This window comes from Bradyrhizobium sp. Arg237L (assembly GCF_029990105.1).
Taxonomy (GTDB): Bacteria; Pseudomonadota; Alphaproteobacteria; order Rhizobiales; family Xanthobacteraceae; genus Bradyrhizobium.
Genome location: NZ_JAQMIL010000122.1, coordinates 1 through 15552, shown reverse-complemented (window position 1 = coordinate 15552; position 15552 = coordinate 1). Strand labels below are relative to the sequence as shown.

Sequence of the window (15552 nt, the reverse complement as noted above, 5' to 3'; positions counted from 1 at the left end):
GTCGAGGTCTTCAACATCCGCTACTTCGGATGCCGTCTACCCGCAGACCGAATTGGTTCTCAGGCTCTACGTTTCCGCATGTGTCCGCCATCGCTCCGCGCAATGACGCGAGAAAACATCACGCGTGATACTGGCCGCCGTTCACGGTGAGCGTCGAGCCGGTAATGAAGCCGGCGTCGTCGGCGGCGAGGAACAGCACCGCGCGCGCGATCTCCTCGGGCTCACCGAGACGGTTGACCGGGATCTGCGGAATCACGTTTTTCTCCAGGACGTCCTTCGGCACCGCCTGCACCATCTCGGTGTTGATGTAGCCGGGCGCGATCACGTTCACGGTGATGCCGCCCTTGGCGTTCTCAAGCGCGAGCGCCTTGGTGAAGCCGATGTCGCCGGCCTTGGCCGCGGAATAATTGACCTGGCCGAACTGGCCCTTCTGGCCGTTGATCGAGGAGATGTTGACGATGCGGCCGAACTTGCGGGCGCGCATGCCCTCGATCACCTGGCGCGTCATGTTGAAGAGCGAGCCGAGATTGGTGTCGATCACCTCGTTCCACTGCTGCAGCGTCATCTTGTGGAATGCGGTGTCGCGGGTGATGCCGGCATTGTTGACAAGCACGTCGACCGGGCCGATGTCGGCCTCCACCTGCTTGACCCCGGCCGCGCAGGCATCGAACGAGGCGACGTCCCATTTGTAAACGGGAATGCCGGTTTCTTCCTTGAACTTCTGCGCCGCGGCATCATTGCCGCCATAGGTCGCCGCGACCTTGTAGCCCGCCGCCTTCAACGCCTTGCTGATCGCAGCGCCGATACCTCGCGTCCCACCCGTTACCAATGCAACACGTGCCATGTCCGTCTCCTCCTTGGCCGTTTTTTCTAAGCCGACATTGTGCCGGTCTTTTGAAATCTATCGATATTCCAAAACGAAAATGCCCGGCGCGAGGCCGGGCATTCTCTTAACAGCTTGCACTGTGGTTGACAGACGATCTTTTCATCATTCAACCCGGCATGTTGCCTCTTGTTCAGTCGCGTGCAACGCACATCGCGATGCCCATGCCGCCGCCGATGCACAGCGTGGCGAGGCCCTTCTTGGCGTCGCGCTTCTGCATCTCGTGCAGCAGCGTCACAAGGACGCGGGCGCCGGACGCGCCGATCGGGTGACCGATCGCGATCGCGCCGCCGTTGACGTTGACCTTGGACGTATCCCAGCCGAGGTCCTTGTTAACAGCGCAGGCCTGCGCCGCGAACGCCTCGTTGGCCTCGATCAGATCGAGATCGCCGATGCTCCAGCCGGCCTTCTTCAGCGCATTGCGCGAAGCCGGGATCGGGCCGGTGCCCATGATCTTCGGGTCGACGCCGGCCTGGCCCCAGGAGACGATGCGCGCGAGCGGCGTCCTGCCTTCCTTGGCGGCCTGCTTCGCCGTCATCAGCACCACGGCGGCGGCGCCGTCATTGATGCCGGACGCGCTGCCGGCGGTCACCGTGCCGTCCTTCTCGAAGGCGGGCTTGAGCTTGGCCATTGCGTCGAGCGTGGCGCCGTGGCGCGGATATTCGTCGGTGTCGACCACGACGTCGCCCTTGCGGGTCTTGATGGTGACGGGGACGATCTCATCCTTGAACCGGCCGGCCTTCTGCGCGGCTTCGGCCTTCTGCTGCGAGGAGACGGCGAACTCGTCCTGCTGGGCGCGGGTGATCTGATATTGCCGCGCCACGTTCTCGGCCGTGTTGCCCATGTGGTAGCCGTTGAAGGCGTCCCACAGGCCGTCCTTGATCATGGTGTCGACGAATTCGACGCCGCCCATCTTGACGCCACCGCGGAGATACTGCGCATGCGGGGCCATGCTCATGGATTCCTGGCCGCCGGCGACGACGATCTCGGAATCGCCATTGACCAGCGCCTGGTAGCCGAGCGCGACCGAGCGCAGGCCCGAGCCGCAGAGCTGGTTGACGCCCCAGGCCGGGCTTTCCACCGGGATGCCGGCGACGATCGAGGCCTGGCGGGCCGGGTTCTGGCCCTGGGCTGCGGTCAGGATCTGACCCATGATGACTTCGGACACGCGGCCCGGCTCGACGCCCGCGCGCTCCAGCGCCGCCTTGATGGCGATGGCGCCGAGGTCATGGGCGGGAGTGTTGGCGAACGCACCGTTGAAACTGCCGACCGGGGTGCGGGCGGCGCTGACGATGACGACATCGTCTGACATGGGCATCTCCTAGAGCTTGATGTTTGGCCTGGGTAGCTTGGCGGCGGGCGGGCGGCCGGACGCGGGCCTATCTTTCGGCCTCATCCTGTTAACGTCCTTGAGGCATGTCAATCGGCCAGACGGCCAAATCCTGCCGCGGCGCACTTAAATTGACCCTGTTGGAGCTTTCCTGAGCAATAACTATGCTTTGGAATTAACCGTGGCGCACAAATCGTTGCCGAGCGGCTTTGAAAATGCTTACCTTTGCTGCGATGCGTGTGCATCACCCCTGCAGCAATGCTGCAAAGGGTTCCCTCCTGGTGTTGATGTGTGAGCCCCCATGGCAAAATCAGAACACCCGACCACGATTAAGAAGTACGCCAACCGGCGGCTCTATAATACCGGAACCAGCACTTATGTGACGCTCGAGGATCTCGCCGCGATGGTGAAGGAAGGCGAGGATTTCCTCGTCTACGACGCCAAGACCGGCGACGACATCACCCGATCGGTGTTGGCGCAGATCATCTTCGAGCAGGAGAACAAGGCCGGCCAGAATCTGTTGCCGACCACTTTCCTGCGGCAGTTGATCCGGTTCTACGGCGACAGCATGCAAATGGTGGTGCCGAAATATCTCGAGCAGTCGATCGAGACGCTGACGAAAGAGCAGGAGAAATTCCGCAAGCAGATCGCAAGCACGCTGAGCGGAACTCCCTTCGCCCCGCTCGAGGAACAGGTTCGGCGCAACATGGAGCTGTTCCAGCAGACCTTCTCCATGTTCAAGCCATTCGTGCCGCCGCGCACGGGAACCGCAACGCCCGAGCCCGAGAAAGTGCCGGAGCCGGCGCCGGATGACGCCAATATCGACGACCTGCGCCGCCAGATGAAGGAGATGCAGGAGCGCCTCGAGCGGATGTCGCGCGAGACGACGACGACGAAGAAGGAAGAGTAGGCTCTTCCGAACCTGCCATTGAGTTCGTCATTCCGGGGCGCGCGCAGCGCGAACCCGGAATCCATTGGGCCGCTTGCGCGAGCCGCTGAATGGATTCCGGGCTCGATGCTGTCGCATCGCCCCGGAATGACAGCCAGCGGTGGACGACCAGCTACCCGGCCGCCGGCATCGTCTTATCCGCCGTGTGCCATGGCCGCGTCGGCGAGGCCAATCCGATCAGGCGGCCCTGGATATAGTCGCAGCCCCATTCGCGCAGCATCACCGCGGACGCTTCATCCTGCACCCATTCCGCAACCGTCTTGATGCCGAGCCGGCGCGCGAGGTCGAGCAGTGTCTGCACGAAAGCGCGGTCGTCGGCGGAATGCGCGATGTTCTGCACGAAGGCGCCATCGATCTTGACGATATCGACGCCGAGCTTGCGCAGGTTGCGGAACGAGGTGTAGCCGGCGCCGAAATCGTCGATCGCGATCCGGCTGCCGAAATTCTTCAGGCGCGTGACGAAGCCGCGCACCTCGTCGAGATTGCTGATCGCCACCGTCTCCGTGATCTCGACGATCAGCCGCTCGCCGACGCCGGGATGCGCGGCCATCAGCGATTCGATTCCGGCCAGCCAGTCCGGATCCATCGTGGTGTCCGGCGAGATGTTGAGGCTGAGCTGAACCTCGGGTGAAGCGGCAAGCTCGGCCACCGCAAGCTCGAGCACGCGGTGATCGACCAGCCGGATCAGGCCGAGACGCTCGGCGACCGGCACGATGTCCGGCGCCGACAATGCCCGACCGTCCTCCTGCTGCATGCGCACCAGGCACTCGTAAAAGGCGGGCTGCCGCGATTGCACCTCAACCACCGGCTCGAACGCCACGACGATGCGCCGTTCGTTCAGCGCGGTGACGATCTCGTCAGTGACGCGGATGTTGACGCGGCGCTGAGCGTCGCGCTCGACATTCGGCTTCCAAAGCAGGAACGAGCCGGCGCGGCGGCTCTTGGTGGTATCGAGCGTCTCCTGGGCGCGGTTGATCGCCTCGTCGGCGTTGCGGGCGTGGCGCGGCACGCTGACCGCGCCGATCGACGCCGTCACCGAGACGGGGCCCGACCTGGTCGGCACGATCTCCTCCCGCACAGCGGTGAGAAAACGTTCGGCGGCGACATTGGCATCGTCGACGGTGCAGTTGCGCAGGATCAGCCCGAACTTGTTGCCGGAGAAACGCCCGAGCACGTCGCCGCCGCGCAGGCGGGCGCGGATGCGCTTGCTGATCTCCGCGATCACGGCGTCGGCGACGTCGAAGCCGAAGGCGTCGTTGATGCGCGCCAGATGGTCGATGCCGATCAGCATGAAGGCGCAGGACGAACGGAAGCGTGTAGCCTCCTCGATCGCCTCGGCGAGCGCGGCGATCAGATGGGTGCGGTTGAGTTCACCGGTGAGCGGATCGTGTCGCGACAGCTTCACGAGCTGCTCGTCGCGGGCATGACGCTCATTGTCGATCCTGATCACGCCCTGGGCGTGCACAGGCCGGCCGTCGGGTCCGCCAAACCAGCAGCCGGTTTCCTCGATCCAGATCACGGGCGCCGAGGTGCTCGCCCGCACGCCGTACTCTATTCGGTAGGGCATGCCCTCGCCGCTGCGGAGCGGCGCGGGTTGGCCGAACGCATCGCTGCGGATCGCGCGCGATGGCTCGATCAGCCTGGAAAATGCAGCGCCGCTTGCAATCGCCTCCGCCGGGAGATCCGGGAAAACCGAGGCCACATTGTCGCTCCAGACGAGCGCATCGGAGGCAATATCCCAGACAAAGGTCACTTGGCCGAGCGAAGCCAGGATGTCGGCGGCTGGCGGGATGGAAGGCATCTGCTGTCGCCTCGTTTCAGGACACGGCCAATTCAGGACACGGGCCAAGTGGATACAGGTGGACGCATGTGACAGTGGGTAAGTGATTCCAAGCCCGGAGTGTGCCTCTGTTTCCAGTCAGACCTTAGGTAAAGTTCATAAATAATCTGGAAACCACGTTTTGCCGCCATCGGGAACAAAAGCCCGTGCACCGGCATGGACCTTGCGAGTTCGAGGCCAAGGGGGATGGTAGCGTCCCGAAACGTGACAATCGGGCGGGATCAGCGATGCCGGAAGCCGGCGGATCAAGGCAAGTGCTGGACGGCGAGGTTTTAACCGGCGCCGCCACCACCTCGGCTGAACTCGTCCCGCTGACCGAATCCCTGCACTCCGAGTCCAAACGGCCGCTGCCACGGCCCGACGCAGGCTTTGTGACCCAACTGATCGCAACTGCGGCGCTGGCGCCAGAGACTCGTCCGCTGCGGCGCGCCACGCTGGCGGATGCGCAGATGGCCTATGGCGCCCATCCGCAGGAACGGCGCGGCGTCGCACGCCGCACGCGCCAGATCATCTGATCGCGCTCAGCGCTGTTCCGGTTCAGTCGGCGGATTGCGGCTCGGCTGCAGGTCCGGGGAGGCGACCGCGGGTTGCGCCTGCGTCGGCTTGGAATGATCCAGCGGCACCGATTCCGCGACCGAAGCCGCCGGTGGCATCGTGTTCGCTGACGTCGTTGAGGCAGCGGGCGGCGGAGCCGGCTGCGGGGCCGGCGCGGGAGCCGGCTGTGGGGGTGGCGCCGGTGCGGGTTGCGGCGGAGGGGCTGGTTCCGGCTCGATTTGCTGCACCCGTGTTGCGGGCGCCACCGCACGACGGCGGGTGCGAAGCGCGATTCCGGAGATGAAATCCGCCAATGCCAGCAAAGTCAGCAGACCAAAGGTCGAGGTGCCGAATTTCGGCCACAGCACGAATTCGGCGGCTGCCGCGCCGAACACGATCAGCGACAGCAAATGATCCATCACGAATTTGGCGCCCGGTCGCGCGCCCTTGATGACCTCGAGCAACAGCAGGAGGATGCCGAGCGCCAGCAGGATGTCGTTCAGCGTTATCGGCCATTCCGCCCCCGACATCAGCGTCACCGTCAGCAACGGATCGGCCAGCGAAACGCCGGGCATCAGGAAGACGATGATGTTGTAGACCGCGAGCGGAATCAGCAGCAGCGGAAAACCGACCATGCGAGCGAGGCCTTAGCGAAGGAAACCAGGAGCGAAACGCCCAGAGAGCGTGATCCGATCGGGATGAATCGGATCATGATCTCGTTTCATTGTTTGAGCATGACCTCCGCACAAACGCTACGCGTTTGTCGCGAGGGAAAACCGGTGCCACTCTTCCCGGATCACGCTCGACGCGCCGACCCGGACCGTCTGATCGCACTCATTGGCCGATTTCAGGCGGCCCAATCAATCGTGATCCCGGCCCTGCTTTCAGAGCCGGGAATCCAAATGTTCGCCGATCCCGCGAGGATCAGGATTCTTTCTTCTTCAGGACCTGCCGGCCCTTGTACATGCCGGTCTTTAGGTCGAGGTGGTGCGGGCGACGCAGCTCGCCGGAATCCTTGTCCTCGACATAGGTCGGTTTCTTCAGCGCATCCGCCGATCGGCGCATGCCACGGCGCGACGGCGAGGTTTTTCTTCTGGGAACAGCCATAACGGTCCTCTAGGGGTGTTGCGGAGGCATCGTCCGAAATTAAGGACGCGCGTCAAAAGCGAGCTGCGATGCCAATAAGGCCGCGCTTATAGAGGAAGGGATGGCGTAAAGCTAGGGCCTGACGCGATCAGATTGCGTTGCCTCGCCGCATCTCCGCTTGCGAGCGAGGCCAAGCCTCCGCGATTCCGCCAGAACAAAACATGATCATTTTGCTATCGATTGCCGCATGCAGGGCTCCGTAAGGGCGCACAATTTCATCCTATCTAAAATAGGCCGTGCAGGTCCCGACGCCCGTCAACGACCCGGATGATTTCGATCGCGTCGATCGGGCCTTCATCGGTGTCCGGATCGGTGCGGTAGAGCAGCAGATAAGGAGCCTCGACCAGCATGCGCATTGATGGACGAAGATCAGACCGACGCACACCCATCCTTGGCTGCGACCTCAGCAGCTCCGCCTTGGCTTCGATGCGATCGAAATAGCGCTCGGCGGCAGCGGGTTGTTCAAGCCCTATCATGACGTAGATGTCCAGCAGGTCAGTACGCGCCTGGTTCGACCAGACCAGCTCAGTCGGCATTGCCGGAGGCTTTCTTCGCACTCTCTAGCCGCTCGCGGGCCTCTTCACGCAGCTTCTTCATATCCAGATCGCCGGCGGAGCCGCTCGCAATGCCGACATCCCACATCTGCCGAAGCCGTCTGATATCTTCCTGGCGTAGTTCACGCTTCAATTGCCAGTCCCGCACCGCCTCGCGGACGATCTCACTCGTGGTGGCGTACTCTCCCGCGTCTACTGCGGCCTTGAGCGCCGATATTTGCTCGCTCGTCAGTGCGACGCTCACTTTCTCGACCGATGCCATGAGAGCTCCTTCAACTGCCGGGAGCAAATCTTACTACTTCTTGACCCCTATGGGCAACTATGGTTCCGGGCGGCCGATGCAGCGAATTCAGAAGCCGCGGGTCTCGCTCCAGCAGCGCTGAACCGCGCTGGCGCGGGCCATATAGGTTGCGCTCAGGCGGCGTACGCCGGGACCGGGATTGCGGGCGCTGCGCTTGACCGGATTGGGCAGGATCGCCGCGAGCAGCCCTGCCTCGCGCGGCGACAGGGTCGCCGCCGAATGGCCGAAGGCGTATTGGGAGCCGGCCTCGGCCCCGAACTGGCCGGACGGGCCGAGCTCGGCGATGTTGAGATAGATTTCCAGGATCCGCTGCTTCGGCAGCACGAAATCGATCCATATGGCGAGGGGCAGTTCCAGCGCCTTGCGGACCACACTGCGGCCCGGCCACAGGAACAGGTTCTTGGCGACCTGCTGGGTGATGGTCGAGCCGCCCCGGCCCGGCTCGCCGTCCTCGGCATCGTCGATCGCATCCTGCAGCGCGTCCCAGTCGATGCCGCGATGGCTGCAGAATTTCGAATCCTCCGACCCCACCACCGAGCGGGGGAGATACGGCGAGATCGCATTGAAATCGACCCATTGCCGCGTGACCGGCGCACCCTTCAGGTAGCGCCAAGCCATCAGCGCTGAGACCGGATGGCCGGACCGGTAAAGCGGTGTCAGCACGTAGGGCACGAGCAGCGCGGCCACCAGCAGCAGCAAAAGGATCCGGACAATGCGCAAATTGGAGGTTCCGGCTGAAAGCGGGTCGGCGCTGCCGGCAATATTGGCCGGTTTCGGGTGAGATTTCGCGATAATTGGCAGGTTTTCCAGCACTTTTAAGGCATTTCCGGCCGGCGGGCGGAATTGACGAAGCCGATGCCATCAACGATTGTCCGCCCCGGAATCTGATCTGGAGCAATTCTTAATGACGACCGGTACTGCAGAATTCGCCAAGCGTCTGGACCAGACCGCTGACGATACCGAGGCCCTGCTGGCGAAACTTTTGGCCGACACCGTGGAGAAGGAGGAGATCGTCCGCCCGAGGCGGCTGATCGAGGCCATGCGCTATTCGAGCCTCGGCGGCGGCAAGCGCCTGCGGCCGTTCCTGGTGGTCGAGAGTGCCGCCGTGTTCGGCGTGCCGCGCAATGCCGCGCTGATGGCGGGGGCCGCGCTCGAGTGCATCCACTGCTACTCCCTGATCCATGACGACCTGCCGGCGATGGACAATAGCGATCTGCGCCGCGGCCGCCCCACCCTCCACAAAACCTATGACGATGCGACCGCGATCCTCGCCGGAGACGCGCTCCTCACGATCGCCTTCGACATCATCACCCGCGACGAGATCCATCGCGATGCCGGCGTCAGGCTGGCGCTGACCCGCGCGCTGGCGCGCGCCTCCGGCGTCGGCGGCATGGCAGGCGGACAGATGCTCGACCTGGCCGGCGAAGGCCGGTTCGGCGACCGCGAGCCGGTGGACGTAGCGCGGCTGCAGCAGATGAAAACCGGCGCGCTGCTCCGCTTCGGCTGCATCGCCGGCGCCATCCTCGGCCAGTCCTCCGAGAAAGAATATCTGGCACTCGACGATTTCGGCCGCGCGCTCGGCGAAGCCTTCCAGATCGCCGACGACCTGCTCGACGTCGAGGGCGATGCTGCCGCGCTCGGCAAGCAGACCGGCCAGGACGCCGCCCTCGGCAAGACCACCTTCGTCACCCAGCTCGGCATCGACGGCGCCAAGCAGCGCGTCCGCGACCTCCTCGCCCGCGCCGATGCCGCTTTGTCGGTGTTCGGACCGAAGGGCGACGTGCTGCGCGCGGCGGCGCGGTTCGTTGCGGAGCGCAGGAATTAGCGTGGTGCCCCAGACGACACTGCGCTCCCCTCTCCCGCTTGCGGGACGAGCATAGCTCGCTCCGGGAGGGCTGGGGTGAGGGTGTCTCCGCGGCGAGACTCTTCGTGTGGAGAGAACCCTCACCCGGATCGCATCTGGCGATGCGATCCGACCTCCCCCGCAAGCGGGGAGGTGAACGAGTGCGCGGTCGGACCGTTACAATCAAATAGAACGAAAAGATGGGCGGACCATGAGCAAGGAATTCGAGGAGCGCCTTGTTCGCTTCCGGAAGCTGCCGAAGGCCGTCCGCGTGGTGTATTCGCGGCCACGCATCTTTACTTCGATCGCAGTGGGCGTCGCCGCGTTTTTCCTGCTGCCGCAGTGGCTGCGGCCGGTGACGCGGCTCTTGGTGAGCTGGGACATCTTCGTCGCGCTGTATCTCGCCCTCGCCTTCATGATGATGCTCCAATGCAGCATCGCTTACATCAGGCGCAACGCGATACTGCAGGATGACGGCCGGTTCCTGATCCTGCTCATCACGGCGCTCGGCGCCTTCGCGAGCCTTGCCGCCATCATCTTCGAGCTCGGCGCCGCCAAGAGCAGCGCGGAAGCGCTGGCGCTCGCGATCGTCACCATCGTGCTATCCTGGGCGCTGGTCCACACCGCCTTTTCGCTGCACTATGCGCACGAATATTATCGCGGAAAGGAACCCGGCGGTCTGCAGTTTCCCAGCGGCAAGGAACACGTCGAGGCCGATTACTGGGATTTTGTCTATTTCTCGTTCGTGATTGGCATGACCGCGCAGGTCTCCGATGTCGGCATCACCGACAGGATCATCCGCCGCACCGCGACCGTGCACGGCATCATCTCCTTCGTGTTCAACACGGCGCTGCTCGCGTTGATGGTCAATATCGCGGCGAGCGCGATCTAGCCGGTTTCAAGCTATCGACCGTCATTGCGAGGAGCGATAGCGACGAAGCAATCCATGCCTCCGCAAGCGGCTCCATGGATTGCTTCGCGGAGCCTGTCATCGGGCGCGCATTCGCGCGACCCGTTGCCTCGCAATGACGGCACCCCGGTCTCAATTGCAAACCTGAACGTTGCCGCCGCCGCCCTCGTACGGGCCGCCTTGCGCGGTGGTGCGGAATTCGAGGTGGCAGCCGCGCGCGACCGGGCGACAGCCGCCGCGGTCGCAGACCATTTGGCCGCCACCACTGCCGCGGCCGCCCGAAGAGGCCATCGGCCGGGGAATGCGCACTTCCGGCCGCTCGCGCCGCGCCGGCCGATCGTCGGAATCGCGCTTGGCGACCGGCTTCTTCTCGCGCCGTTTCTCGCACGCATTGTCGTCGTTGAGGAACGAGCCGGCGCCGCAGACGATCCGGGTGCAGCGGTCGCCATCGGCCTTGGTGCCGTGCTCGCAGACGAGCGGGCAGACGCGCGATGATTTCTGCTTGATGGCATCGAGCGTGTCGACATTGGCGACCTTGGTGTCGAGCCTGGTTCCGGCATAGCGATTGAACAGCGTCAGCGACCGCTGCGAGGCGGCGTTCCACTCGCCATCGGCGCTACCTGTGAGGCAGCCGACGCGGCGCAGCTCGGTCTGCACCGATTTGGTGACGTCGGCTTGCGGCGAGCCGGTACTGAGCACGGCGACATTCACCGCCTTGTCGACAGGCGCTGCGGCGGGCGCCTGCTCCGCGGTGGCCTTGTCGGCGGCGATCTTGTCGGCCAGTGCCTTTTCGGCCGCGAGCCGCTTCTGCTCGGCGACCGCCGCCTGATCCTGCGCGACCTGCTTGGCCTTCTCGGCGGCAATGCGCGCCTGTTCGGCGGCCCTGGCGTCGGCGGCCGCCTTGGCCTGCTCGGCTTTCTGGGCACCTTCGGCGGCGAGCCGGGCCCGCTCCTGCTCCGCCGCCCGCGCCTTGTCCGTGGCGGCGACGCGGGCTTCCTCGGCGGTGATCTTCTCGAGCTGGAGCTTGGCGAGGCTCGCATAGAAGCCGTCGGGATATTGCGCGAGAAAAGCGTTGAGCGCGCTCTTGTTGCCGACCTGCAGCGCCAGTTCGTAGTCGCGGCGGATGTCGGCCTGCGGGCTCAGTGCGGGCGCGGCAGGCGCCGCCGCCTTGGCCGGCGCCGGCACCAGCGGCACATCCTCACCACCGAGCGAGCCATAGACGAACGGCTCCTGGCGGTTATTGGTCGACTTCAGCACGTCGTCGCGGACGTAGCCGAATGCGCGCCGCACATCGAGCCCGGGCGTCGTCAGGTGCTTTGCGAGCGCTGATGTGAAGGGGCTGTTCTTGCCGTCGCCATCAGCGGCGGTGGAACCGGCCTTGGCGGAATAGGCGATCAGCACGTTCGGGCTGGTCGGCTCGACCTTGGCGAGGCCCTGCCCGATCGCGCGCGAGGCCACCGTGCGCTTCATGGTCTTGGCAAAGGGATTGTCGCGGCAGGCGTCGAGGATCACGAGCCGCAGTTTCTTGGCCGGCTCGATCGCGATCAGGACGCGGTCGAGCGAAAAAGCCTCATCATAGACGTCGGTGTCGCGTTCCAGCCTGGCATCGACCGGAATGAGGTAATTGGCGCCGTCGACCTCGATGCCATGGCCGGCGTAATAGACCACGGCGATCTCGGCATCGCGGGTACGATCGGCAAAGTCGCGCAGCGCGCGGCGGGTCTCAACCGCCGGAAGGTCGCGGCGGAAATCCACCACGTCGAAACCGGCGTCCTTCAGCATGGCCGCGATCAGCGCGCCGTCATTGACGGGGTTGGGGAGCGGCGCGACGTTCTGATAGGCCGCATTGCTGAGCACGAGCGCCACGCGCTTCTCGGCGAAGGCTGGCTGGCACATCAGAAGCAGGAACAGCGCCAGAACGAACCGATGCAATTCTGGAAATCCAGTCGATTTCATTACCGCACCTTCAAAAACCCGCCTGTTCAGCATGATAGCAAAGCCTATCAGAAGCCGGGGCGGTGTTTGGTGACCCAGGTCACGAACGGGGCCGCACCATCTGATAAGCTTTAGTACCGCGGGACGAATGATGGTTCGGCCCGCCAGCCCGTAGCCCGGGTGAAGCGCCAGCGTAACCCGGGATCGCTCGTAACCGTTGATCTGGATGTCCCGGGTTGCGCGTTCCGCTCCACCCGGGCTACCAACAGATGGGCCAAGGGAGGAACCAACCATGAGCCATGACCGATCGACCATTGAGGCCGTCGTGCAGAACTATTTCGACGGACTCTATGAAGGCGACGCCGACAAGCTCGGCGCGATGTTTCACCCCTCCGCCGACCTGCGCTGGGTGGAAAAGAGCGAGCTTCAGGTGCTGACCGTGCCGGACTGGCTCGACCGGGTCCGCAAGCGGCCATCGGCGAAGGCGGAAGGCAAGCCGCGCGAGGATTTCATCGTCACCATCGACCGTTCGGACGACGTCACCGCCTTCATCAAGGTCCGCTGCCAATTGCCGCCGCGCTATTTCACCGACTATCTGGTGGCGATGAAGCTCAAGGACGGCTGGCAGATCGTCTCGAAATCCTATCGTTACGACCTGCGGGAGTAAGTACACCCGGGGCTTGGCTGATCGGACGGCCGCCTTTTTCGATCTCGCACGGTCGAGCCGTCCACGCACATTGACCTTGCCTGCGCTTCGGGGCCAATTGGACCGGCCATGGAAGCCAGATTCCAGACCTTTCTGATCCTGCTTGCCGTGCTGGCGGGCACGGCGCTGTTGGCGCGGCGCCTCAATGTCGCGCCTGCCATCCTCTTGATGCTGGCCGGCATCGCGCTGGCCTTCGTGCCGGGCATGCCCAGCATCGAATTGCCGCCGGAACTGGTGCTGCTCATGGTGCTGCCGCCGCTGATCTACATGGCTGCGGTGGCCATGAGCTGGCGCGAGTTCAAGAACAGCCTTCGTCCGATCGTGCTGCTCGCCGTCGGCTGCGTGATCTTCACGGCGGCGGCGGTGGCGACCGCCACTCACTACCTGATCGGGCTGCCCTGGGAGGTCGGGTTCCTGCTTGGTGCGATCGTGGCGCCGCCCGACGTGGTCGCCCCGCTTGCGATCGCGCGGCGGCTCCATCTCCCCCGCCGCATCCTCGTCATACTCGAAGGCGAGGGACTGGCGAATGATGCCACGGCGCTGATCCTCTACCGCTTCGCCCTCGCGGCGATCACCACCGGCGCCTTCTCGCTGCCGAAGGCCACCGGCGAATTTGCAGCCATCGTCGTCAGCGAGATCGCGTTCGGCATCGCGGTCGGATGGTTGAGCCTGCGCGCCCGCCAGCACTCGCGGGATCCGCAGGTCGAGATCACGCTCTCGCTGATCACGCCCTATGTGGCCTATTGGCTGCCGGAGCACTTTGGCGGCTCCGGCGTGATCGCCACGGTCGCCTGCGGCCTCTATGTGAGCTGGAACGGCCCGCTTCTGATTCCTTCCGCCACCCGCCTGCAGGGCATCTTTTTCTGGGACTTGGTGATCTACCTGATCGAAGGCATCCTGTTCTTGCTCACCGGCTTCCAGATGCGTTCGCTCTACGAGAAGTCGAAGGCATTTCCGCTCGACGACATCCTCTCCACCACCGCGCTGGTGATCGCGGTCATCGTCATCGCCCGCTTTGCCTGGGTGTTTCCCGCAACCTACCTGCCGCGGATCCTGAGCGAGCGCGTGCGACAGCGTGATCCGCAGCCGCGCTGGCAATGGACATTCACGATCGCCTTCGTCGGCGTCCGCGGCGCGGTGTCGCTCGCCGCCGCACTGGCGCTGCCGTTTGCGCTCGCGAGCGGCGAGCCTTTTCCCTATCGCGACATGATCCTGTTCGTCGCCTTCGGCGTCATCTTCATCACGCTGGTGGGGTTCGGCTTGACCCTACCTACCGTCGTGGGTTGGCTGAACATCGCCAAGGACGGCCGCGCCGAGAGTATCGCCGAGCATGAAGCCGAAATTGTTGCGAGGCGCGAGGCGCTGGCCGCCGGCCTCGCATCGCTCGATGCCATCGTCGACGAACGCGAGCTCTCCGAGGAGGTCGTGAAGCTGCTGCGGGCGCGGCACGATATCCGCACCAACCAGTTGCCGGCCGCCCTTGATCCCGACAATCACGACGTCTCCGCCAACGGCACCGAGCTGACGCGGGAATTGATCGCGACCGAGCGCCAGTTCATCCACGCCCTGCTCCGCGACGGCAAGATCACCGACGAGACGCGGCGCCGGATCGAGCGCGATCTCGACCTGGAAGAGGCCAGCCTCGCGAACCGCGAATATCGGAAGATACCGCTGTAATCGGGGGCAGGCCACCGCACAGGGTGCGCTACCGTGAGGCGCAGAATTCCTTGACGGCACCGACCATGGCGGCGCCGATCATGTCCTGCCGTTCCGTGGACGCCATTGCCAGCTCTTCGTCCCGGTTGATGATCGAGCCGGCCTCGAACAGGACGGCAGGCACGCGCGTCCGCGAGAGCACGATGAGCTGGTCGTACCGGTAGACCCCGACCTTCTTGTCCAGCAGTTTGCGCCGGTACCGACCCATCACCGCCTGCGAATATTGGCGGGCATATTGCAGGCCCTGCGCCTTCATTCGATTGCCGAGCAGCCGGGCGAACCTCAGGCTGGTCCAGAATTTCGGATTGTCGTGAGAAACGAACAGCGAATAGCCGCTGAACCGGTCGCTGAAATGGCTCTTCGTTCCCTCGAACTCCCATTCTTCGAGAAAGGAATCAGGCACCGAGTCATGGTGGATCGACAGGACCAGATCGGCCCCCGAATTGTTGATCGCGGTGGCGCGCTTGAACAGGCTCGGCCTTTTCGGGCCTTCCGTCACCAAGAGGCTGGTTTGCGCAAAGCCTTCCGACTTCAGTTTGTCCTCGATGCGTTTCGCAAGGCGGAGATTGAAATCGAACTCCGGAATGTTGCGAGCGCTCCTCGCACCCGGCGCGTCGGCGGTATGGCCGACGTCCAGGATGAGCTTGAATTTGGACCGGTCGCATTTCGATGGCACGGCCTTTGGCGCAGTCCTGACACTCCCGCGCGGCCATGCGGCATATCTCGTGTCGAGCGACACGAGCGACAACAGGATGATCATGATGATCGGACTGTGGCGCCACACGCCCGGCATCGTAGCCCGGATGTAGCGAAGCGCAATCCAGGATCGGTCTGTTGGAGTGCCCCCCAAAAGTGAGACACGGGAAATTAGGGACAGTTCTCTAACGGAGAACGTATGCCCAACA

General features: G+C 64.2%; 16 protein-coding genes. 6 read left to right on the top strand and 10 right to left on the bottom strand.

Going from position 1 to position 15552, the window contains the following annotated elements:
* Positions 1-118: 118 nt before the first annotated feature.
* Positions 119-844, bottom strand: coding sequence for an acetoacetyl-CoA reductase (gene phbB / locus OZ411_RS41120; protein ID WP_130583152.1), 726 nt, complete (start codon positions 842-844; stop codon positions 119-121).
* Positions 845-1016: 172 nt separating this feature from the next.
* Positions 1017-2195: an acetyl-CoA C-acetyltransferase gene (locus OZ411_RS41115; protein ID WP_130583151.1), complete on the bottom strand. Its 1179-nt coding sequence runs from the start codon at positions 2193-2195 to the stop codon at positions 1017-1019.
* A 319-nt stretch (positions 2196-2514) separates the two neighbouring features.
* Here OZ411_RS41115 and phaR point away from each other — a divergent pair, with 319 nt between their 5' ends.
* Positions 2515-3123, top strand: coding sequence for a polyhydroxyalkanoate synthesis repressor PhaR (phaR, locus tag OZ411_RS41110; protein WP_282532519.1), 609 nt, complete (start codon positions 2515-2517; stop codon positions 3121-3123).
* A gap of 151 nt (positions 3124-3274) precedes the next feature.
* On the opposite strand, the gene OZ411_RS41105 is transcribed toward phaR, so the two are convergent.
* Positions 3275-4963, bottom strand: a complete 1689-nt coding sequence (locus OZ411_RS41105) for a bifunctional diguanylate cyclase/phosphodiesterase (protein WP_130583149.1) — start codon at positions 4961-4963, stop codon at positions 3275-3277.
* 266 nt (positions 4964-5229) lie between these two features.
* On the opposite strand from OZ411_RS41105, the gene OZ411_RS41100 reads away from it, so the two are divergent.
* Positions 5230-5517, top strand: coding sequence for a hypothetical protein (locus OZ411_RS41100; protein WP_130583148.1), 288 nt, complete (start codon positions 5230-5232; stop codon positions 5515-5517).
* Between the two features lie 6 nt (positions 5518-5523).
* On the opposite strand, the gene OZ411_RS41095 is transcribed toward OZ411_RS41100, so the two are convergent.
* The 5 genes from OZ411_RS41095 to mtgA form a co-directional block, all read right to left on the bottom strand.
* Positions 5524-6171 carry a hypothetical protein gene (locus OZ411_RS41095; protein ID WP_282532518.1) on the bottom strand — a complete coding sequence of 216 codons (648 nt, stop codon included), beginning with the start codon at positions 6169-6171 and terminating at the stop codon, positions 5524-5526.
* Positions 6172-6460: 289 nt separating this feature from the next.
* Complete coding sequence (gene rpmF, locus OZ411_RS41090; protein WP_024509484.1) at positions 6461-6643, bottom strand: 50S ribosomal protein L32; 183 nt, start codon at positions 6641-6643, stop codon at positions 6461-6463.
* Positions 6644-6906: 263 nt separating this feature from the next.
* Positions 6907-7218 (bottom strand): type II toxin-antitoxin system RelE/ParE family toxin, encoded by a 312-nt coding sequence (locus OZ411_RS41085; RefSeq protein ID WP_282532517.1) that lies wholly within the window; start codon positions 7216-7218, stop codon positions 6907-6909.
* Positions 7208-7498, bottom strand: a complete 291-nt coding sequence (locus OZ411_RS41080; protein ID WP_130583145.1) for a type II toxin-antitoxin system ParD family antitoxin — start codon at positions 7496-7498, stop codon at positions 7208-7210. The genes OZ411_RS41085 and OZ411_RS41080 overlap by 11 nt, the downstream gene beginning before the upstream one ends.
* An 87-nt stretch (positions 7499-7585) precedes the next feature.
* Positions 7586-8257, bottom strand: coding sequence for a monofunctional biosynthetic peptidoglycan transglycosylase (gene mtgA / locus OZ411_RS41075; protein ID WP_282532516.1), 672 nt, complete (start codon positions 8255-8257; stop codon positions 7586-7588).
* Between the two features lie 184 nt (positions 8258-8441).
* Here mtgA and OZ411_RS41070 point away from each other — a divergent pair, with 184 nt between their 5' ends.
* Both OZ411_RS41070 and OZ411_RS41065 read left to right on the top strand, forming a co-directional pair.
* The gene (locus OZ411_RS41070) at positions 8442-9362 is read left to right on the top strand and encodes a polyprenyl synthetase family protein (RefSeq protein WP_282532515.1); all 921 of its coding nucleotides are present in this window, start codon (positions 8442-8444) and stop codon (positions 9360-9362) included.
* Positions 9363-9591: 229 nt separating this feature from the next.
* Complete coding sequence (locus OZ411_RS41065) at positions 9592-10272, top strand: DUF1345 domain-containing protein (protein WP_130583758.1); 681 nt, start codon at positions 9592-9594, stop codon at positions 10270-10272.
* Between the two features lie 150 nt (positions 10273-10422).
* Here the strand turns inward: OZ411_RS41065 and OZ411_RS41060 are convergent, their stop codons facing one another.
* The gene (locus tag OZ411_RS41060; RefSeq protein WP_282532520.1) at positions 10423-12186 is read right to left on the bottom strand and encodes a caspase family protein; all 1764 of its coding nucleotides are present in this window, start codon (positions 12184-12186) and stop codon (positions 10423-10425) included.
* A gap of 331 nt (positions 12187-12517) precedes the next feature.
* Between OZ411_RS41060 and OZ411_RS41055 the strand changes: the two genes are divergently transcribed.
* On the top strand, positions 12518-12892 hold the full coding sequence (locus OZ411_RS41055; protein ID WP_282532514.1) for a nuclear transport factor 2 family protein: 375 nt from the start codon (positions 12518-12520) through the stop codon (positions 12890-12892).
* Between the two features lie 108 nt (positions 12893-13000).
* Positions 13001-14608, top strand: coding sequence for a Na+/H+ antiporter (locus tag OZ411_RS41050; RefSeq protein WP_282532513.1), 1608 nt, complete (start codon positions 13001-13003; stop codon positions 14606-14608).
* Positions 14609-14636: 28 nt separating this feature from the next.
* Here OZ411_RS41050 and OZ411_RS41045 read toward each other — a convergent pair whose 3' ends face one another.
* Positions 14637-15431, bottom strand: a complete 795-nt coding sequence (locus tag OZ411_RS41045) for an N-acetylmuramoyl-L-alanine amidase (protein WP_282532512.1) — start codon at positions 15429-15431, stop codon at positions 14637-14639.
* Positions 15432-15552: the final 121 nt, after the last annotated feature.